The sequence below is a fragment of the Proteiniphilum acetatigenes DSM 18083 genome, from assembly GCF_000380985.1.
GTDB classification, from domain to species: Bacteria; Bacteroidota; Bacteroidia; order Bacteroidales; family Dysgonomonadaceae; genus Proteiniphilum; species Proteiniphilum acetatigenes.
The window spans coordinates 1-20,424 of sequence record NZ_KB905707.1 but is presented as its reverse complement, the minus strand read 5'-3'; the positions used below and the strand labels follow the sequence as shown (position 1 = coordinate 20,424).

Here is a 20,424-nt window from a genome sequence, read left to right as displayed (position 1 = left end):
AATGAATAGTGAAGAGTGAAAAACGAACAGAGAAGAATAAAAAATTAATCACCTTCCCACTTTTCCACCTTTCCTCCTTCCCACTATTAAATATGAATGGTAAAGATAGTAAAATTGTTCATTATTTCCCGAAAAAATAGTACTTTTGGGGTTGAACTTCATCGACTGTCAGTCGTTGTCCGGACGTATAAATCCGTGTGGAGTTATCCTCCACCCGTTTGCTTAACGCAAAGTCCGGCACAAACTATCCGAGAAGAGACAAATACAATTCATCATAAAAAAAATCGATCTAATGACAAAAAGTGCTTTACAAATTGCAAGGGCAAGTTATGTGCCCAAGATGCCCGAAGGTTTGAAGGGCAATGTAAACATCCAGGAAGGTGTTGCCACACAATCAGTACTAGATCAGGAAGAGATACAAAAGCTCTTCCCCAATACTTACGGGATGCCGATTGTTCAGTTTGCACAGATTGCCGGTGAAGCCGGGATATCTACACCGGTAAATGTAGGCGTGATCCTTTCAGGAGGACAGGCACCCGGAGGACACAATGTGATTGCCGGGATATTCGATGGGATCAAAAGACTGCACAGTGACAGCAAACTATATGGTTTCATCCTTGGACCTGACGGACTGGTCAAGCATACATATAAAGAACTTACCGCCGATATCATTGATGAGTATCGTAATACAGGAGGATTTGATATCATCGGCTCCGGACGTACAAAACTGGAAACCAAAGAGCAATTCGACAAAGGACTTGAAATACTGAAAAAGCTGGACATCAAAGCACTGGTTATCATTGGGGGGGATGACTCCAATACCAACGCCTGTGTATTGGCCGAGTATTACGCATCAATCAACGCCGGCGTACAGGTGATCGGTTGCCCCAAGACCATCGATGGTGACCTGAAAAACGAGCAGATCGAGACCTCTTTCGGTTTCGATACCGCATGTAAAGTATATTCTGAGCTAATTGGAAATATCCAGCGCGACTGCAATTCGGCGCGTAAGTACTGGCACTTCATCAAAGTAATGGGCCGCTCGGCATCACATATCGCACTGGAGTGTGCATTGCAAACACAACCCAATATCTGCATCGTATCGGAAGAGGTGGCAGCCAAAGGACAGTCGCTCGACGATATCATCGACTACATAGCCGGTGTGATTACCCAGCGGGCAGAAAAAGGATTGAATTTCGGCACGGTGGTCATCCCCGAAGGACTGATCGAATTTATTCCGGCGATGAAGAAATTGATCCATGAGTTGAACGATTTCCTCGCGCACAATCAGGAGGAATTCGACTTGGTGCGCCGCTCCGGGAAACGCGATTATATTATCAGCAAGCTCTCGCGCGAGAACGCGGAGATTTACGCCAGCCTTCCCGAAACGGTAGCCCGCCAGCTCACACTCGACCGTGACCCGCACGGCAACGTACAGGTATCGCTCATCGAAACCGAAAAATTACTCGCCGAGATGGTGAAGAAACGGCTTGATGCATGGACGCAAGAAGGCCGGTATAAAGGTAAATTCTCCAGCATCACCCACTTCTTCGGATATGAGGGACGTTGTGCCGCCCCGTCGAACTATGACGCCGACTACTGCTACTCTCTCGGCTACACCGCTTCCATGCTGATTGCAGCGGGCAAGACCGGATATATGTCATCCGTACGCAACACCACCGCCCCAGCCAAGGAATGGATTGCCGGCGGCGTACCCATCACCATGATGATGAATATGGAACGGCGTCACGGAGAATTGAAACCGGTAATCCAGAAAGCACTGGTGGAATTGGATGGCGCCCCGTTCAAGTATTTCGAAAGCCAGCGAGACCAGTGGGCAATCGAAACGGACTATGTATATCCCGGCCCGATCCAGTACTTCGGCCCGACCGAAGTGTGCGACCAGCCGAGCAAAACATTGCAATTAGAACAGAAGGGTAACATCGAGTAATAACTCACTTAATACGAATAGTAAAAGAGGTGGCCTCGAATAATCCGAAGCCACCTCTTCTTTTCATTTCGTCCGGGATGTAATCAAAAGAACCTGAAACGATTGTCCTCTACTCCCAGTTTATCTTTCAACACCTCTACCGATTGCATCTGCAAGCGATAAGCATTGTTATTGAGTATCCGATTCTTCTGCTCTTCCGCATCGTAGTCTTCCGTACCTTCCGAGCGGTTGGCAACTGCAGCCACATACACACCCATATTCCCCTTCAACGGGCCTACAACCTTATTGAGTGGTGCAAATGCAGACACAGCGTTCAATGCCGGTTCAAATCCTAATCCGGTAATATTCTGCGTATTGAAATTTACAAAACGAACGGTATCGCTATTGGTGTTCATGGCTGAGGCATAGGCATCGAGAGAGGACAGGTTTTGCGCCTTCAGATCGTTAATGATCTTTTCAGCCTTCTTCTCGTTCACTAATTGGGCACGGATACCTGAAGAGACTTCCGACAGCGGTGTCGTACCTGACGGTATCACCCTCTCCACCCTTGCTATAATACGCAGGTTGGTGAGATCGAACTTCTTCACGGCTCCTGTTTTCTTCTCATTGGCAGCCCAGCTGATTACCTGGCGGGAACCGGGTATCTGCGCCAATGTAAAATCATTTGCAGAAACAGTAATACCAGGCATCACCATATATCCTTTTTCAGAGGCCAATTCATTGAACTTCTGCTCTACACCGGGCGTGGAGACGAATTGATTCAGTTCGTTATCGATATTGTTCGAGGTCTTTTCACTTGGCAATACCGGCATATCGATAACTGCCAGTTTATATTTATTGACCGGACGGGTGCGTTGTTCTACCTGAAGGATGAGTTGCTGTCCGGGGATAGACAATTTAACAGGTTGTCCTATAGGTGCATTAAAAGCAGTTTTTACCAGATCTGTGCTGAAGCCTGCAAGATCGATCTCTCGTGCCCATCCCATATCTCCGCCGTTGGAATTGGGGTTGAGGCTGTTGGCAACCTCTGCAAAAGGAGTACCTCCGGCAATAGCCCCGTAAATACTATCCACAAAGTGGGTGATGATAGAATCCTGTCCAACCATAGAAGCATTCGGAACGGCCATCATCCTCAGATACACAGAGTCGGGAGCTATAGTCTTATCGATCAGCTTGTAAATATGAAATGAATCACCTTCACGCACAGGACCGTACATTTCATTGACTGCAGCAGAGCGGACAAACTCCACCTGCGTGGGAGTCAGCATATGCTCGCTTACAAATACATCACGATAGGGCGTTTGCGAATAATCGGCCACAATAGCCGCAGGATTAGCAGCACCGCTCAGTTCATCAAAGGCTTTGCGCGATTCTGCTTCTACTTCGGCATAATCTTCTTCACTGGGAGTGATGCCTTTGGTAAAATAAGAGAGCCTTACGAGAGGAGCTTCCATCCTGAAAGATCCCTTATGCTTGTTATAAAACGCTTTTACTTCGTCATCAGTTACATTTACAGTAGAATCAGGAATAGTAAAATAACTCTTCATCGCATACTCAATGTCGGCATTCCGCTGTGAAAGTTCGAATGCGGTCTTCGCTTCCATATCATTCACAATGACAGCATTAGACAGAAGGGAGATATATTTTTCTTCCAGCCGTTGTGTCCTGACCATTTCTTCGATGAACAACCACAAACTCTTGTATTGATTCACCAAAGCCTGTTCCTGGGGATTGGGACTTGGGATGTTAACCGTATTAATAAATTCTATCAGGGCATTCCGGTCAAACATACCCGTCTGCGGATCGAGAAAAAACGGAAGTTGCTGTAACACAGGCGAAATAGATTGTCCGTGCACCAGATCATTCAGTTCCTCTTTGGTTACAGTGAGTCCCAGTTTTGCTGTCTGGTGACCGAGCAAACGATCCCGCACCATTTGCTGATACACGGCTTCGCGTATCTGCGACGACACATTTTCATCGAGGGACGACTGTCCGCTTACCATCTTCTGGAATTCTTCGAACTGCGTAATTTTATCGGCATATTGCTGGGTTGATATCACCTCACGATTCACTACGAACGCCTTGTCCTGCGCTCTTCCAAATAATGTTGTTCCGGAAGTGAGTAAATCTCCCAACACAAAGGCAATCAACGCCGCGCCGATTACAATGACGAGAAGCGTACCTTTATCTCTAATCTTCTGTAAAGTAGCCATCTAACTATCTTTTTATTGTACTTAGAACGTGATAAATTGTTATAATTCAAATAAGGGCACGAAGTTAGCAAAAATAACGCAGACAGCGTTATTTTTTTAAGGAAAAGTGCAGATTAACGTGTCCATATAATCAGGACAACATCTCCTCTGCTGTTTTGCTTTTGGTAATAAGCCGTACGACTTCTATTTTCCGCGCCGTTACTTTTAGTATTTTAAAGGTATATTTTCCAATAATAACAGTTTCATAGGTCTTCGGGAAACGTTGAGTGTGAAACAACAGGTAACCGGCAATAGTAGAATACTCGTCCGACTCCGGAATATCCAGATGGTACACTTCGTTCAGATGATCTATTTCCACACGTCCCGACATCACCAATTCGTTTTCTCCCTCCCGTTTCACAAATTTTGATTCCACATCATATTCATCTTCGATGTCCCCGAATATCTCTTCTACAAGATCTTCCATAGTAACAATCCCGGATGTACTACCAAACTCGTCCACTACCACGGCGATACTTTTACGATGCTGCATCAGGTCGCTCATCAACTGGTTGGCCTGCATACTTTCCGGCACAAAAGAGATGGAAGCGAGATTATTTGTCCAGTCCTGCGGATTATTGAAAATCTCCCACATATGGATATATCCGACTATATTATCGAGATTTTCTTTAAAGACTAAAATCCTGGAGATGCCGGATTCGATGAACAACTCTTTCAATTTATTGAGATCGGTATCAAGGCTTACCGCCACAATATCGGCACGAGGCACCATGCAATCCCTCACTTTTTTGGAGGAAAAATCAAGGGCATTACGAAATATCTTAACCTCTGAATCGACCTCTACTTCTTTCGACATATCACCGGTATTCTTTTCTATAACGGTATCGAAATTAACTCTGTAAAACAGATCATCCTGTTCTGCCCCGGAGAAATTAACGCCTGATAATCTGAATATTACCTTTGACAAACCCTCAAACAGTCCCGCAAGCGGATAAAGCAATATATAGAACAAAAAAGCAGGGACGAGAAACAGTTTCACCCAAAGATCAGGCTTTTTACCAAACAGGATGCGCGGCAGAAATTCATTCGTCAGCAAAAGCAAAAGTGTGGCAACCGCAATGATCAGTAATATTTTTATAAAATCGTTATGTAGTGTTTCATTCGAATATTGGTATATGACCAGGGTAGTAAAATAAACAAAAAAGAGGAGTAGAATAATCCTTCCCACCATCATTGTAACCTGAAACCGGCGGAAGCGGCTGTAGATAGTGTCCAGTATATACCTGTAAGCCCGCGACGAACCACTGCTGACAACATATTCCAACTTACCTGAAGAAATATAGGCCAACTCTATTCCCGAAAAAAGAATAGAGAGAAGCAGGAATGTAATCCACCACCCTATTTCTACATGGTTATACATTTTAGTTATGAGTTATGAGTTATGAGTTATAAATTACCAATTATCAATTGTCAATTGTCAATTATTAATTATCATTCAGTTTCAGGCATCAGGTTTTCCGCTTCACTTACTTCTCCGGAGTCCGATTGAATAGAATCGGCAGGCGTAGTCTCAGAGAAAGGAAGTTTCCCGTCATGCGGCCGAAAAATACGGTAATCGGTCATCGTCTGGTTCGATTCAAACCCATAACCTTTGAGTTCTGTAAGACCGCTCTTGATCTCGATATATGCCTCGGAAAAGACTTTCCCGTTTTTTCCATCCCAGAAGAGCTCATCGCTATCGAACTGCTCCCCTTTCCTGTTTTCCACATGGACATTCTTTTTTAATCTCCACAGGTCTTTCGTATTGTAATACCACGCCGTATCGGCCTCAACAGTAGCCTCAATCTCAAAATCGGGCGTGAACTGTTCAAAATATAATCCTTCGGGAAAATACCAATAAGGCTCTTTCGCCTGATCGAAAACCATCCACACATCCGCAACTATTCTATAACGGGTAATACCGGAATCTGAAATAAGTTGTGAAACGGAAGTGGTGATCATAGTCGGCACCGTGTCCGGGTCATAGGCAAATGCTATCAGATTATCGTTCTTATCCTTACATGAAAAAAGCGACATAACAACCACTGAAACAGTGATTGTTATGCGCCATAAATATTTTATGTAACGATGTCTTCGCAACATTTGTTCAATTAATCAGACTGTACGGATTATCTCAAACGAACAGTGGTCGTTTCTCCGATCCAACCGGGAATAGTTACCGTCTCACCGGCTTTAATCCCCATCATAAAAGCTGTTTCGGTATCCATAAAGGCAGCAGAATAACGATTGATAAGATTATTCGCCTTACTTGCCACACTGGGGTCTACCGATCTTGCTTTTTGCAGTTTATCTACTGCCGCGAGGTATACCAATCCCGCTTTTTCCGGTTCAGGGAAGATATTGGCTGCCGAGCTGGCATAGAGCTGGGCAATCAGGATATATGCTTCTCCGTTGTTCGGGTTATACTCCAACGCATCGTAAGCGGCTTGTCTTGCCCTTGCAAAATTGCGCTGGTTAGAGAAAATACCTGCAAGTTGCATCATATAATCGGATGCTTTATTCTTGTCGGTTTCCATCTTGGCAGCATCGCCATAATACTTCACAGCTGTTTCGTAGTCCTTATCTCTCAGGCTCTTGTTAGCCAATCCGAGAGCAGCTCCCGCTGATGGTTCAAGATGGTAGAGGTACTCTGCAGCGGTAAAGTAGAGATCGGTATCAGAACAACCTACTGAAGCCAATGCATCCAGTACTTCATTCAGGAATGCCTTATCACCCTTATTAGGTTCCACCTGATCGGCATAGTAATCAGTGAGCGTCTTGCAATCACCGGCACCACTATTGACAAATCCCTTTACAATCCCCTCTTTCACCTGTCCCAGATAGTCAGCGCTGGCTTCGTCATTCGCGGTGCGGGCATTGGCAATAGCCTGGTCCACATAACCTGCCACTCTAAAATAGTCAGAGATATACCGGTCTTTTTTGGAATTATCACTCAGATATTCATTCAAAGAGGCAACCATAAAATAAGAATAGGCATCGAGCGGGTTCATGTGGTCTTTCAGATCTTCGATAGCCTCATTCAACATGTCATAAATAACCGACTGGTCAGCCTGCTCACCCATCAGCTCCATATAATCGTAAGCTTTATAAGCAAGGATTGTTCCTTTGGCATCATCCTGACCGTAGTATTTGAGACGTGTATCATATATCTCCATCACTTTGTCGAGATGCTCTTTTTTCTTGGCTGCATCTGTTTCGGCAGCATGAAGCGCTTTGAAAATACGGGGGCCATAGATATAGATATTCTTGCTTGAGGCGGGGCAATTCTCATAGGTATAAACCCACGGTTGCAATGCACCTTTATAATCTTCCGCCTTGGCAGATGTTTGCATAAGACTTAAATTCAGCCGGCAGTTCACACTATCCTCTCCATGGCCGTAAGGCGCTTTCACAGGATCATATCCCGGTTTTTGCGCTGAGGCGGCAGCTACTACCACAATAGCTACCAAACCCGATAATAATAACTTTCTCATATTCCTTGATGTTTATAAATTGTTTTTTCAACTCATTTGCTTGACAAAAATCTATTTTGTGGATTGGACAGAGTGTTAAAGGAAAAGTTTAAACAACTGCCCGAATTTGATTTCTTTTTTGACTCTACTTTTTCCTATACAAAGCATTAGTTAAACTGCCGTTTAAAGAACCAGAGCTCATTTATATTCATATTTACAGATATCTTAAACATATCCTGGCTGATCATATAGTCAGTATTAGGTTGCTGTCTTGTATAGCCAAATCCGATATTAAGCATCGAGACATGCCCCGACATATAATCTCTTAATGGCAGTCCTAATCCCACATTAATTCCGTATTCATTGAAGGTGCCAATATACTTTCCGATACCGTTCACAGGATCAGTCGGGTCATTCACACTGAAATTGCTATAGGAGTTGGAATAAGAAAGCCCTCCCCTGAAACGTATCCGGTGAAAAAAGTTCTGACTCATCGGATCGATGATATATTCCATACCGGCATTAATGCGAAAAGCGTTATTAAATCGGTTTTCCGATGAAAGATTATCCAGCAGGTCGGGATAATCCAGATTTTTCCACAGTTGGTAGGTTCCATCCAGGCCGACCAAAAACCGGCCGGTACTGTATGTAATACCTGCACCAAACGTATGGGGCAGCTGGAAAGAAGCATTCCTCAACGTATCAGTCTTCAATATCTGGGAAGGTGTCAGTCCCGGGGTGTTATACGGGTCACTGGTATATAACATCTCGGTAGGATTCACATCGGCCCGGGCATTCAACTGAGGTGAATAAACTGCGCCAATGGTTACCGAACGGGTCTTATCGATGGGATAAGTAAATTGTACTCCGAGATCATATTTCAATTCACGGAAAGAATAACCATATTTGGTCTCTCCCACTAACCCGGAGCTCGGAATAACCACACTACTACGCGAAAAATTACCGAACAGATAAGAAAGATTGGCTCCTATGGAAATATTTTTAATGGGCTCCCAGGCAATCCCCCCATATATCTGGCTTAAGCCCCCGGTACCCCTGTAATGCTCATCATACCAGGTATTCGACACTGAGCGGCGATCTCCGAAATTATATCCCATTTTGGAATAGGGGAGAAGGCCAATACTCGCCCCCACTTTGCGGAAGATTGGGAACTGCATGGCCACATAATCAAGATTGCCGTTATAAAAATCCCTCGGCTCATTCACTCCGTCGTTCATGCGGGCAAGATGCCCGGAAATACCCAAATCAAAGATAAAGGTGAGTGAGTCGAGTTTCGAATAGGATGCCGGGTTGGCCCAATTCACCTGTTGACTTCTTCGCAGTCCGTAGCTGATTCCTCCCATAGCCTCCGACGCACCTGGTACCGGATTCATTAAAAGTCCGTATCCATACCTGCTATAGGGTGAATTAGACCCTACTTGTTGTGCGAGAATAACTGTGGTAATCGAGAGAAAAGCGATCAATAAAGAGAAACGTTTTTTCCTAATATTCATCTGTTTCAGATATATAACCAGCTCTTAGCCGCCTTGTTTCATATTTTTTTTTAGCGTGTACAAAGATGACATATTTTTGCGATGTCACCAAAAATCGGAACAAACATCGTGTTAAAAAGATTAAAGTTTAATGTTTATAAACGATTTAAGTATATTCAGCAGCGGCAAGCTATATTCATACAATTATTTTATACTATTCCTATAACCGTTGTAGGAGACTACTTCCTCCAATAGTTTTCGTTTTTTCGGTCTTAACGGCTGCACACTGTACCCTATGGCAATGTCGAGCCACACCCTCTTTGAGCCGGGGATTGACAAGATATCCCGCATCTTAGGTTCGTTGAACCAGCCAAGAATACAGGAACCCAATCCTTCGGCATGAGCTGCCAACGCAATGTGTGCAGCAATTACTCCGAGATCCATCTGGGCATAATCTTTCTGCTTTACCCATCCGCCAACGCCGGAAGTAAGATTCACCTTCTCTTCCACCAGGACAATATGTACCGGTGCCTGTTTGGTAAAATGGTTCATACCCAGGGCGCGGGCAGAGGTGGCATCTGCGACTCTGCTCTTCAGTTCCGGATCATCCACTACAATCATGTGCCATGGCTGTGCGTTACAGGCAGAAGGAGCCAATCGTGCCGCCTCTACGATACGTTCAATTTTTTCTTTCTCCACCGGGCGTGCAGGATCAAAAGCGCGATCACTCTGGCGGGTAGAAACAAATTCTAAAAAATCCATATCATGCGTTTAATGCAGCTATCCGGCTGATATATTTACCAATAATATCAAACTCAAGATTCACCACCGTTCCTTTCTTTATCTGATGGAAATTAGTAAACTCATAAGTATAAGGGATAATGGCTACCTTAAAGCTGTTGTCCGTAGGCTCCACCACTGTAAGGCTGACACCATTTACCGTAACGGAGCCTTTATCTACTGTCAAATATCCTTTTTTGGCCATCTCACGGTCGAACGTATACTCGAAAGTATAGTACCAACTGCCATCAGCCTCAGTCACATCCGTACAAACTGCAGTCTGATCCACATGTCCCTGTACGATATGGCCGTCGAGTCGCCCGTTTATCGGCATACTGCGTTCCAGGTTAACCTTACTACCGACCTCCAACAGACCGAGATTCGATCGGTCGAGAGTTTCCTGGATCGCTGTTACAGTATAGGTATCTCCTTCGATAGAGACCACAGTAAGACATACACCGTTGTGCGACACGCTTTGATCGATCTTTAGTTCTCCTGTAAAGGAACACCTCAGAGTAATATGCAGGTTCCCTTTATCCTTTTTAAGTGCTACTACCGTTGCCGCTTCTTCTACAATTCCTGAAAACATATTATTGATGTGATGATTTGTTGATTTACTGATTTCACGATTTGTCGCCCATTAGTAATTAGTAATTTGTAATTACTAATTACTAATTGATAATTACCAGATAGAAGCCCGTTTCTCTTCGGGCAGATACATCGGATCGGATGGATGGATATTAAATGCTTCATACCATGCAGCGATATGGGGCAACGCTCCATCTACACGCCATCTGCCAAGTGAATGCGGATCCACCTTCGTGAGTCGGAGAATTTCAGCATCACGCACGTTGCCGGCCCAAAGAGCAGCATAACTCAGGAAGAAACGCTGCGCCGGAGTGAATCCGTCAAGAAGTTCGCCTGCCTTTGCTTGCTCTGTTTTCAGAAAGGCATGATAGGAAACCTGCAAACCTCCATGATCGGCAATATTTTCTCCAAGAGTAAAACGTCCGTTGGCATGCACGGTATCGAGCACCACAATATTATTGAAATACTCGACCAGTACGTTGGCTCTCTCTTCAAACCGTTGTGCATCTTCAGCAGTCCACCATTCAGCCAGATTTCCATCTTTATCGAATTTACGCCCCTGATCGTCAAAACCGTGCGTCATCTCATGGCCGATTACCACACCGATACCGCCATAATTGATCGCATCGTCGCCATCCATATAGAAGAACGGAGGTTGAAGTATCCCGGCAGGGAAACAAATTTCGTTGGATGATGGATTGTAATAGGCATTGACCGTCTGGGGCGACATATACCATTTCGCTTTATCGACCGGCTTGCCCAGTTCATCAATCATCTCGGCATAGGCAAACTCAGAAGCATGCACCATGTCCTGCCAGTAAGAATCACCCTTTATCTCGAGTGAAGAATAGTCTTTCCACTTATCAGGATATCCTATCTTCACAATAAAGGTACTCAGTTTTTCCAGCGCTTTCTCTTTCGTGGCATCGCTCATCCATTCCAGACCAGCGATCCGTTCACCCAAAGCTGTCTTCAGGTTATCCACCAATCCGAGCATCCGCTCCTTGGCTTCCGGCGGAAAATATTTCTGCACATAGAGCTGTCCGACTGCTTCGCCCATCGCTCCGTTCACAGCATCAATACTTCTCCTCCAGCGCGGACGCAGTTCTTTACTGCCACTCAGCGTTTTACCGTAGAATTCGAAATTGGCATTGACAAAATTATCGCTGAGATAGCCGGCGGCAGAATTGATTACTTTCCAGCTCAGATAGTCGCGCAGCGCTTCTACCGGTTCTTTGTCGACAATGTCGATAGCGGTTTTTATCGGCTCTATCTGTGAAACATTCAGGCTGTCGATACCGGCAGCGCCCATCTCTTCCAAATAGTATGTCCATTCGAACGGGGCAACAGCCCTGTTCAGGTCAGCCACTGCCAGCTTATGATAGTTAAGTTCCGGTTGACGCCGCATCTCCCTGGTGAAGTGCGCTTCCGCCAGCCTGGTCTCTATATTCAACACGTTCACGGCTGCTTTTTCTGCATCTACTTCGTTATAACCTGCGTTCCGGAACTGTGTTTTTATCAGCTTTTCATACTCTCCACGCACCATTTTGGTATGCTCATCCTGTAACAGATAGTAGTCCCTGTCGCTCATGCTTATGCCGGATTGGTAAAGGTGAGCGATATTCATGGAGCTATTCATGTCGTCTGGTCCTACATAAAATCCAAAGAAAGGATTAGCCGCATAACGGCTTATCCTGGCCATCAATCTGATAATATCTTTTTTGCCTGATACCGCTGCTATCTCCTCCAGTTGCCGGCGGACAGGTCCGGCACCGTCGGCATTCAATTTCACGCTGTCGATACCCATCTTATAGAGGTCTCCCACCTTCTGCGCATTGGAGCCTACAGGGTTTTTCTGCTTTCCGAGTTCCTCAATCAGCGACTGGATCTGCACCTGATTCTCTTCCCGTAGTTGGTCGAAAGAACCGTATCGCGCATACTCATCGGGGATAGGGTTGGCTTTCTGCCATCCTCCGGTGGCGTATTGGTAAAAACTCACCCCGGGCGCGGCCGTGGTGTCGAGATTAGAGAGGTCGAGCCGTTCCTGCGGCTGTCCTGTTTTCTGCTGTGTGCAGCTTGTGGTGATCATAACAGCTAAAACGATAATAGGATATACAATCCGTTTCATATATTTGAATATTTAGAGACAAGCGCCAAGACACAAGACATTTGAAATTATATCTTAAATCTTAAGCACATACAAAAGTACAAAAATATTTTGTTCGGTGTACATTCGCAAGGTTGAACTATCTCTTCTATCAGATCTTCTTGCGACAAGCCCGACGGATCAGGCCTATCAACTCTCCGCTACCGGATAGGATAAAAAAGACAGGGCGGGGAATGATTACTCCCGGCCCTTTTGAGAAAAACGCACACAATCCCCTTATAAGCAAAAAAAATGGAAGAAAATAATATCAAATTTTGCAGGTATCATTTTAGATACCTATATTTGCACTGACAAATAAACAGACAAGCAATATGCCGGAGGTTTTAAGGAAACAGGGGTTTACTTTCTATTTCTTCTCTGATGAGCATTTACCTATTCATATTCATGTGAGAAAAGGAGATGGGGAAGCAAGATTTGAGTTTACGAATGATGGGAAAGTAGAGTTGAAAAGATCAGTAAATATGAAGGTATCTGAACTGAAAACAGCCCAAATCCTGGCGGAGGCATATCAAGATGAAATTATCGACGAATGGGTGAAATATTTCAACAAATGACTTGGGATTATGGAATTGACAATTAATGATGTGGATAAAGTTTGGTTTGCAGGAGATCATATCTACCTTCGCACCAAAAACGGCAATGAAAAAGGGATGCCATTGAGATGGTTTCCCCGCTTGCAGAATGCAACAGAAGCAGAAAGAAACGATTATGAAATGCGGATATGGGGGTTGCATTGGAAAAAACTGGACGAAGATTTGAGTTATTCCGGTTTTTTCACTTTCGACAAAGACAAGATACACAACAACCGCACGGAAGTACAAATGCTGCTTGCCCGATTTCCCGCGATAAATATCAGCGAACTGGCCGTTTTAGCCGGTATCAGTCCCACGCTTATGAGGCATTATGCATGCGGAGTAAAGACTCCGTCCCCGGAGCGATTTCAACAGATAAAAGATGCGCTACATCAGTTAGGATACAAACTGATAGCGGTGTGACCGGCAGACACTCCTATTTGTTTTGTTATCTTTAAGCTGACTTTTTCTTTATGGTAAGACAATATGAAGTTGTAAGGCAACGAATAAAGGATTTACTGCTTATTACAGATGACAATACACCGGTTGACAGCAAAGAAATAGTCGAATTGGAAATGCTGTCTGATTTGGCTGAGGAATACGAATTAGAACATTATCCTGTCGGAACACCCTCTTTGCCGATGTCATCAAACTGCGAATGTACGAAATGAACCTCACGCAGGAAAAGCTCACCGAAATGCTTGGATTGAGCCAATCGCGCATAAGCGATTACCTCACAGGAAAAACTGAACCCACGCTGAAAGTGGCCCGGGCCATAAGCAAACAACTCAATATTGATCCGGGCATTGTACTTGGCGCATAAAATAATCACAATTACTCAATAGTCATCGGTTTGAAATCGTTATTTACCATTACCATTACAGTACATCCGAATTGATTATTCTGCTTTTTCATTCTTTCGCTAACAAAAGTGCTTGAAGTTCTAATTCGGGCGAAATCCGAAAATTTGTCTCTTTTATTTTTTCCAAAACAGGTTTTATACTGTCGATAATACCTTTGTTTTTCGCCAAAATAATAATCCCTATTGTGCCTGTATAGCCTATATTAAGCATACGAGCCATTTTTCTTGCCTTAAAGTCATCTACAATTAACAACGGATTTTCAGACTCTAAAGCCAAAGCAACCGCACTGGCTTCACCTTTATCTATATGTATTTCGAGTAGCCGTTTCTTATGACTATCTTCCGGATCAACGACCCCAATCCAATCAGGCAAATTTTCTCCAAACTCTTCTGCGATTTCAGATGTAGTTACAATATGCCCAAAAATTTTATTCAGCAAATCCAACTGCCCTATCTTAGACAACACAATAAGACAACTTGTATCTGAAATAACCGTCTCAAACATGATCCACTTCATTTAACAGGTCTGATGCAGGGTAATTAAATACCGATACGTTATAGCTACCTAAAAGTTCTGCAAAGGCCCGTTTTGACAGTTTTGCAACCTTAGCCGCCTGCCCCAGTGACAACTTTCCTTTCTCATACAGGCTACTCGCAAGTATCATATACAGTTGAGCAGAATCAAGTTCAGACATTTCAGGGACATCTATACTTATTGTTCTCATATTGATATCTTTTTTAAAACACTACAAATATAAGATTATTCCCATAAAAAACAGGAAGAATGTCATAAACTGTTGTTAAAAATTAGATACTTCAGAGATAGAGCAAAAAAAATCACATTATTAAGTTGTTGAATGTAAGTTCGCAGGAATTTTCCACGAATATACTATCTTTTTCAAATTATACAAAATAAATAATTCATTCTACGGCGTGACCGGCAAAGCTGGATCCTCTGATTTTCTTTAAAATACCAACACAGATAGATAAAAAACGTCCTCTCAAAATATCTTCTGCGGGTTCTTCTTTAGAAAAGCCCCGGCAGGTCAGGATTATCACCTCCGAACTGCCGGATAAAAAAGACAGGGCGGGGAATCGCTCCTGGCCCTGTCCGGTCCTTTCATTAGTGTTTAATTTAATGTAGAGTTTATGATAAATTGAACTGAAAGGTTTTATTGTTTTACTTACTCAGTATTCTCTTATAACAGATTTGCTTACCATCCGGCATTTTGTTGTTTTGCCAACGTCGGATTCCGGATAATATCGTCTTGGGAGATAGGCCACAGGAATCTTCTATCCGTGTATGGTATCGGATCTTTATAAATTAGCGAAGTTGTACTCTTTCCTATTTCATATACATCATACGCCGTTAATTTCTTAGGATCAACTTTTGCAGGAATACCCTGCGAATCAAAATCTGTATCGTTAATTAAGCGATGAATATCTTCCCATCTTCTTCCTTCAGCGAAAAACTCAATGCGTCTTTCCCATAATAAGGCTTCTAACATTGCTTTTTTTGTTGGGAAAGTTGATGAAGTATATCGATCCGCCTCTTTCACTGACCGGTTTCTCACAGCATTCAGGAGCTTTAATGCCATTTCCGTATTATCGCTGCTTCTCAGTTCTGCTTCTGCATAGTTCAATAATACTTCGGCATAGCGTATAATTGGGGCATATTCATCCTGTTCCTGCGGTCTTTGATACTTATCCGCATAATACTTATTATTACTCCTTAGTATTAAATTACGACGCAAGTCGTCTTCCAGCCAAAATGTAGAGTTATACAATATGGGGGATAAAGCGATCAATCCTCTACCACCGGTACGGTTACTCATCATTTGTGCTAAAGAGCCATTTACCGTCGCATTATCGTCAGTGCTGTTTTCTACTGAGAACACAGACTCAACGTTACTCGTATAATTTGTAAACGGAACATCAGGTGTATCTGCCAATTTGTAATCTCCAATAGGACTTGAGAATGGGGCCTCCGATTGCGGAACAATTTTTTTCGCTTCTGAAATAACATTTGCCCAATCTTTCTTCCATAGATAAATCCTTGTCTTAAGTGCGATTGCCGCTCCGGACGATGCTCTTGTTATAGCATCCACATTGTGTTTGGGGGCAAGTAGATCTTCGGCATTATCCAAATCCGTAAGTATCTTGGCGTATGTATCTGCAAGGGAAGATCTCTCAATCAACAAGGATTCTTCCAATCTCTCGGGAGTATTAATCGCTATCTCATAATATGGTAAACCGTAATTATTATTACCGTCCACTCCATATGGAAGACAGAAATGAATCAGCAGGTTTGAATAAGTTAAAGCCCGCAAGAAATAAGCTTCCCCAATATACTGGTCGGCAACATCCGCTGTTATAATATCATTCTCTTTAGCTTTATTTATTCCTTCTATCACAACATTAATCCGGTTGATAGCGGCAAAAGAGTTCTCCCACATTGCTACATTATTGGCAGATGTGGTACCGTGTGTAGCTTCGTAGGTAATTTGATAGAAGGCCTCCATATTTACAAGGTCTTCTCCTCTCATATCGGACTGTATGATTGAAGCCGCGCCGAAAGGATATCCCCGACGCGCATTGTTACCGGGATAATAACCACTTTGGATCGCGTCATACATTCCCGTAACGGCTAAGGCACACCTTTCCGGCGTATCAAAAGCGGTTTCATCGGTAATCCTGTCAACAGGCATTAAATCTACCGTATCGTTCTCACAGGATGTCAATATAAAAAGGCCACACGTAAAGCAGAATGCGGCAATGATTTTATATATATATTTCTGTATCATATTATTTCGTTTATTAAATTCAAATTAATCAAAAACCAATATTTACGCCAAAGGTAAATACCCTCTGTTGCGCTTTTCCGCCTGCATCGACTCCGAATGCCCCCATAAAATCGGTAGTAGTTGAAAGATCCGTAAACAATTCGGGATCCAGCCCTTTATATTTTGTCAATGTCAAAAGATTTTGTCCTGAAATATAGAATCGGATATTAGACACATCCAGTTTTCTCACAACATCTTTTGGTAATGTATATCCAAAACTGAGGGTGGATAATTTCAGATAAGACCCATTCTCAACGAAACGTGAAGTGGCCGAACCCTGAAAATTCAGTGCGATATCATCTCCGATTCCTACCATTGGAGTTACTCCGTCTCCCGGATTCTCCTTGCTCTGCCAACGCCCTAAAATCTCCGTTCCGTTATTTGAGAAGGACATGTTCAACAAATCGTCCTGCCTTGTACGGTTAAATATTTTATTACCGCCGGAGAAGCGAATAAACAGAGTTGCGTCGAAATTTTTATAAATAAATGTATTATTCCATCCCCCAAACCAGGTAGGAATAGCACTACCTAGTACCTTCCGGTCTTCGGAAGCGCTTAAATTCGCGGCTTTGGAAACATCCCCGGGATTTGCCTGATCATATTCCTTCCAGCTATAATCGCCTAATAAGTCGAACTGCACTAAATTTCCGTTTGCCTTTCTATAGATCGGATATCCGTTCTCCTTATTTACACCCACGTAATCATATCCGTAAATGGAATTCATGGATTCACCTTCGCGCATAATGGTGTAGGCTCCTACGATATCATTATGTCCTACCAACTCTTCAACTTCATTATTCAAAGTTGAGAAGTTCAGATCGGTTTTCCATGTAAAATCATTATTGTGTATTACAGTACTTCCAATGGTGAACTCAAATCCATTGTTATTGATTTTTCCCACATTGTTAATGAAAGAGTTATTCGGAATCCCCATTGATGGTGCTGTCGGAACTCTTAAAACCAAATTCTTGCTGTTTTTATTCCAATAAGCAACCTCAAATGTTACTCTATTATCGAAAAGGGAACCGTCTATACCTATGTCATATGTTTCAGTACTTTCCCATTTCAGATTGGGATTTCCCATATTGAGCCATGCTGTCGCATTTTGCGATCCGTATTTTTGCGCACTGTATGTTCCTAAATAAGGAAATACATTGGAACCCAAATCCTGATTACCAATCGTGGCATAACTACCCCTTACACGCAAGTCACTGAAAATATCACTATTCCAGAATGCTTCTCTCGATATACGCCAGGCACCCGAAGCGCCCCAGAAAGTACCCCAGCGTGTATCTTTCGGCAAACGGGAAAGGCCGTCACGCCTGATCGACGCACCAATATAGTACTTACTGTCATAATTGTAATTTGCCCGGAATAAGTAAGAGGCTAATCCATTGAACGTTTTACCCCCATATACATCCTTTTCCCCGAAAGTCCCTGAAATAATATGATCCATAAAAAACGGATCGGATATTATATTTACCGAACTGTTATCCCAATCAAAATCATTACGTGTATATTCCTGTACAGCCGTAATATCTATATTGTGCAAGTTATCAATCGATGTATTATAGCTTAAAATATTTTGCCAGTTCCATGTCGAATAATTCGTATAAATCTGATCGATAAGACCACCGTAACCATATCCATCACCGGAGAACGGATCCCATGTCATATAGTTGTTCATCAATGAAACGTCCATACCGCCTAAAGTTTTAAGAGTAAGTCCTTTCATTAAAGTAAGCTCCAGGAACGCATTCGAGATTATCCTATAATTTGTCGCGCGATTCACATTCTTGTCTAAAACATACACAATATTGGGAATTCCATTTGCGATGGTACTTTTATTGGCCCCACGCCCTAAGGCTTTCCTGTTTGAAGCATCTATATTGTATCCTGTTATATCCTCACTATTATATACCGGGACATTTGGCAGCATACGAATACCTGCAAAAGAAGCATCGCTTAATGAGTTCGCCCCTTCTACAATACCATTTGTTTTGGTTTTTGCAGCATTCAAGCTTATACCAACATTCAACCATTTATTAATATTACTTGAAACATCCCCCTTTACAGTAAGCCTGTTCAGATCATTAGCACGGATAATGCCCTCCTGTCCGGTATATCCAAGGGAAAAATAGTATTGGCTTTTTTCTGTTCCTCCGCTTGCGCTTACCGTATGGTTATGCTGAGTAGCTGTACGGTAAACGTAGTCATTCCAGTTTGTATTGACTCCATCATATACGGCTAAACCCGTATCACCCCAATTTTCATACTTTTCGTTGGCAATCTCTGTAAATTGCTCTCCATTCAATAAATCATGAAGTTTGGATGCCTGCGCAAATCCAATATAACCACTATAATTCACTTTAACTGAACCCTTTTGACCTTTTTTAGTAGTGATCAGTACAACACCGTTCGCCGCACGCGAACCGTAAATGGCAGTGGCGGCCCCATCTTTAAGAATGTCTATGCTCTGGATATCGTCGGGATTTATATCCCCTAACGCATTGGCGGCAACGTATCCCTGGGAAATATCACCGCTTGTCATCGGAACCCCATCCACAACAATAAGAGGTTGGGTTCCTCCGGACAACGAGTTAACACCCCGAACCCTAAATTTAGGGGGCGCTCCTAAAACTCCTGAAGGCTGAATTACCTGTACTCCCGCGGCACGTCCAGCAAGTTGGCTGTCAAAACTGGGAGTTGCCAAATTGGCAAGGGCCTCACCGCTTACATTGGATATAGAACTGGTGACGTCTCTCTTTCTTTGTGTTCCATAACCAACTACAATCAGTTCATCCAGCAATTCCGTATCTGATGTTAACACTGCACGCACATTCGCACTTACCGGCACTTCCTGTGTTTGCATTCCCACATAAGAAACAACAAGTGTTCCACCGGCAGGAGCAGACAGATTAAAATTCCCGTCCATATCGGTTACTGTTCCCTGTGAAGTTCCTTTGATCTGGATGGTAGCCCCGATCACCGGTTCGCCTGCTTCATCCACCACGGTACCACGTACCTGGGTCTGAGCCACAGCAAGCCCTATCCCAATAAAGAACAGGGCCAAAAACATCATTAGCTTTCTTTTCATACTCTACGTTTTTAATTAATAATTTATTCGAAATAAAGTTTTGTTTTTTATTACAATACTTCGGTAAATATTCAATTAACTAATTAAAATTCAATGATTTACATAACATAGTTTAACATAAAAAAGATGGTTAAGCAGCTGATTATCAGTATCTTTATAGCTGATCAAAGTCTATTAAAGATGGATAAAACCAGCATACTTAACCAATATAGAGGTATCTGCGGTGATGTTCTAATTGAACTAACCACGAAGTTAAACAAAAGTTTCAAATCATTCCTTATGGAGACGTTTATTTTGTATCTGGTCATTCCCGGCAGGATTAATTTCCTACAATTAGGGAGATATG

The 20,424-nt window shown here is 43.1% G+C and carries 15 protein-coding genes and 2 pseudogenes; 5 read left to right on the top strand and 12 right to left on the bottom strand.

The window, feature by feature from the left end; all coding sequences use genetic code 11:
* Positions 1-292 precede the first annotated feature (292 nt).
* Positions 293-1,951 (top strand): diphosphate--fructose-6-phosphate 1-phosphotransferase, encoded by a 1,659-nt coding sequence (locus F597_RS0117170; protein WP_019540988.1) that lies wholly within the window; start codon positions 293-295, stop codon positions 1,949-1,951.
* A gap of 83 nt (positions 1,952-2,034) precedes the next feature.
* Here the strand turns inward: F597_RS0117170 and F597_RS0117165 are convergent, their stop codons facing one another.
* The 8 genes from F597_RS0117165 to F597_RS0117130 form a co-directional block, all read right to left on the bottom strand.
* The gene (locus F597_RS0117165) at positions 2,035-4,164 is read right to left on the bottom strand and encodes a peptidylprolyl isomerase (protein WP_019540987.1); all 2,130 of its coding nucleotides are present in this window, start codon (positions 4,162-4,164) and stop codon (positions 2,035-2,037) included.
* Between the two features lie 130 nt (positions 4,165-4,294).
* Entirely contained in the window at positions 4,295-5,584 is a 1,290-nt protein-coding gene (locus F597_RS0117160) for a hemolysin family protein (protein ID WP_019540986.1), read from the bottom strand.
* Positions 5,585-5,655: 71 nt separating this feature from the next.
* Positions 5,656-6,306 carry an LPS export ABC transporter periplasmic protein LptC gene (lptC, locus tag F597_RS0117155; RefSeq protein ID WP_026327586.1) on the bottom strand — a complete coding sequence of 217 codons (651 nt, stop codon included), beginning with the start codon at positions 6,304-6,306 and terminating at the stop codon, positions 5,656-5,658.
* Between the two features lie 26 nt (positions 6,307-6,332).
* Positions 6,333-7,697 (bottom strand): tetratricopeptide repeat protein, encoded by a 1,365-nt coding sequence (locus F597_RS0117150; RefSeq protein ID WP_019540984.1) that lies wholly within the window; start codon positions 7,695-7,697, stop codon positions 6,333-6,335.
* Between the two features lie 146 nt (positions 7,698-7,843).
* Positions 7,844-9,190 carry a BamG family beta-barrel-assembly machinery protein gene (gene bamG / locus F597_RS0117145; RefSeq protein ID WP_019540983.1) on the bottom strand — a complete coding sequence of 449 codons (1,347 nt, stop codon included), beginning with the start codon at positions 9,188-9,190 and terminating at the stop codon, positions 7,844-7,846.
* Positions 9,191-9,373: 183 nt separating this feature from the next.
* Positions 9,374-9,931 carry a nitroreductase family protein gene (locus tag F597_RS0117140; RefSeq protein ID WP_019540982.1) on the bottom strand — a complete coding sequence of 186 codons (558 nt, stop codon included), beginning with the start codon at positions 9,929-9,931 and terminating at the stop codon, positions 9,374-9,376.
* A gap of 1 nt (position 9,932) precedes the next feature.
* Positions 9,933-10,538 (bottom strand): riboflavin synthase, encoded by a 606-nt coding sequence (locus F597_RS0117135; RefSeq protein ID WP_019540981.1) that lies wholly within the window; start codon positions 10,536-10,538, stop codon positions 9,933-9,935.
* A gap of 93 nt (positions 10,539-10,631) precedes the next feature.
* The gene (locus tag F597_RS0117130) at positions 10,632-12,665 is read right to left on the bottom strand and encodes a M13 family metallopeptidase (protein ID WP_019540980.1); all 2,034 of its coding nucleotides are present in this window, start codon (positions 12,663-12,665) and stop codon (positions 10,632-10,634) included.
* Positions 12,666-13,015: 350 nt separating this feature from the next.
* On the opposite strand from F597_RS0117130, the gene F597_RS0117120 reads away from it, so the two are divergent.
* The 3 genes and pseudogenes from F597_RS0117120 (at position 13,016) to F597_RS21120 (ending at position 14,099) form a co-directional block, all read left to right on the top strand.
* Entirely contained in the window at positions 13,016-13,258 is a 243-nt protein-coding gene (locus tag F597_RS0117120) for a DUF4160 domain-containing protein (RefSeq protein ID WP_019540979.1), read from the top strand.
* 9 nt (positions 13,259-13,267) lie between these two features.
* Positions 13,268-13,699: a DUF2442 domain-containing protein gene (locus F597_RS0117115; protein ID WP_019540978.1), complete on the top strand. Its 432-nt coding sequence runs from the start codon at positions 13,268-13,270 to the stop codon at positions 13,697-13,699.
* Positions 13,700-13,749: 50 nt separating this feature from the next.
* Positions 13,750-14,099: pseudogene (locus tag F597_RS21120) on the top strand (helix-turn-helix domain-containing protein).
* A gap of 88 nt (positions 14,100-14,187) precedes the next feature.
* Here F597_RS21120 and F597_RS0117100 read toward each other — a convergent pair.
* The 4 genes from F597_RS0117100 to F597_RS0117085 all read right to left on the bottom strand — a co-directional run bounded on the left by F597_RS0117100 (position 14,188) and on the right by F597_RS0117085 (position 20,078).
* Positions 14,188-14,655: a PIN domain-containing protein gene (locus tag F597_RS0117100; RefSeq protein ID WP_221406113.1), complete on the bottom strand. Its 468-nt coding sequence runs from the start codon at positions 14,653-14,655 to the stop codon at positions 14,188-14,190.
* A complete protein-coding gene (locus F597_RS0117095; protein ID WP_019540975.1) occupies positions 14,636-14,863 on the bottom strand; it encodes a UPF0175 family protein in 228 nt (75 codons plus the stop codon). The genes F597_RS0117100 and F597_RS0117095 overlap by 20 nt, the downstream gene beginning before the upstream one ends.
* Positions 14,864-15,352: 489 nt before the next feature.
* Complete coding sequence (locus F597_RS0117090; RefSeq protein ID WP_019540974.1) at positions 15,353-16,942, bottom strand: RagB/SusD family nutrient uptake outer membrane protein; 1,590 nt, start codon at positions 16,940-16,942, stop codon at positions 15,353-15,355.
* A gap of 28 nt (positions 16,943-16,970) precedes the next feature.
* A complete protein-coding gene (locus tag F597_RS0117085) occupies positions 16,971-20,078 on the bottom strand; it encodes a SusC/RagA family TonB-linked outer membrane protein (RefSeq protein ID WP_026327583.1) in 3,108 nt (1,035 codons plus the stop codon).
* A gap of 126 nt (positions 20,079-20,204) precedes the next feature.
* Between F597_RS0117085 and F597_RS22740 the strand changes: the two are divergent.
* Positions 20,205-20,424, top strand: a pseudogene (locus F597_RS22740) (hypothetical protein); the annotation flags it as partial.

Coding starts and splice junctions, on each gene's coding strand:
- F597_RS0117090 (WP_019540974.1), bottom strand. CDS start 16,942: ATGATACAGAAATATATATATAAAATCATTGCCGCATTCTGCTTTACG.
- F597_RS0117130 (WP_019540980.1), bottom strand. CDS start 12,665: ATGAAACGGATTGTATATCCTATTATCGTTTTAGCTGTTATGATCACC.
- F597_RS0117095 (WP_019540975.1), bottom strand. CDS start 14,863: ATGAGAACAATAAGTATAGATGTCCCTGAAATGTCTGAACTTGATTCT.
- F597_RS0117115 (WP_019540978.1), top strand. CDS start 13,268: ATGGAATTGACAATTAATGATGTGGATAAAGTTTGGTTTGCAGGAGAT.
- F597_RS0117150 (WP_019540984.1), bottom strand. CDS start 7,697: ATGAGAAAGTTATTATTATCGGGTTTGGTAGCTATTGTGGTAGTAGCT.
- F597_RS0117135 (WP_019540981.1), bottom strand. CDS start 10,538: ATGTTTTCAGGAATTGTAGAAGAAGCGGCAACGGTAGTAGCACTTAAA.
- F597_RS0117085 (WP_026327583.1), bottom strand. CDS start 20,078: ATGAAAAGAAAGCTAATGATGTTTTTGGCCCTGTTCTTTATTGGGATA.
- F597_RS0117140 (WP_019540982.1), bottom strand. CDS start 9,931: ATGGATTTTTTAGAATTTGTTTCTACCCGCCAGAGTGATCGCGCTTTT.
- lptC (WP_026327586.1), bottom strand. CDS start 6,306: ATGTTGCGAAGACATCGTTACATAAAATATTTATGGCGCATAACAATC.
- F597_RS0117170 (WP_019540988.1), top strand. CDS start 293: ATGACAAAAAGTGCTTTACAAATTGCAAGGGCAAGTTATGTGCCCAAG.
- F597_RS0117160 (WP_019540986.1), bottom strand. CDS start 5,584: ATGTATAACCATGTAGAAATAGGGTGGTGGATTACATTCCTGCTTCTC.
- F597_RS0117120 (WP_019540979.1), top strand. CDS start 13,016: ATGCCGGAGGTTTTAAGGAAACAGGGGTTTACTTTCTATTTCTTCTCT.
- F597_RS0117165 (WP_019540987.1), bottom strand. CDS start 4,164: ATGGCTACTTTACAGAAGATTAGAGATAAAGGTACGCTTCTCGTCATT.
- F597_RS0117100 (WP_221406113.1), bottom strand. CDS start 14,655: ATGAAGTGGATCATGTTTGAGACGGTTATTTCAGATACAAGTTGTCTT.
- bamG (WP_019540983.1), bottom strand. CDS start 9,190: ATGAATATTAGGAAAAAACGTTTCTCTTTATTGATCGCTTTTCTCTCG.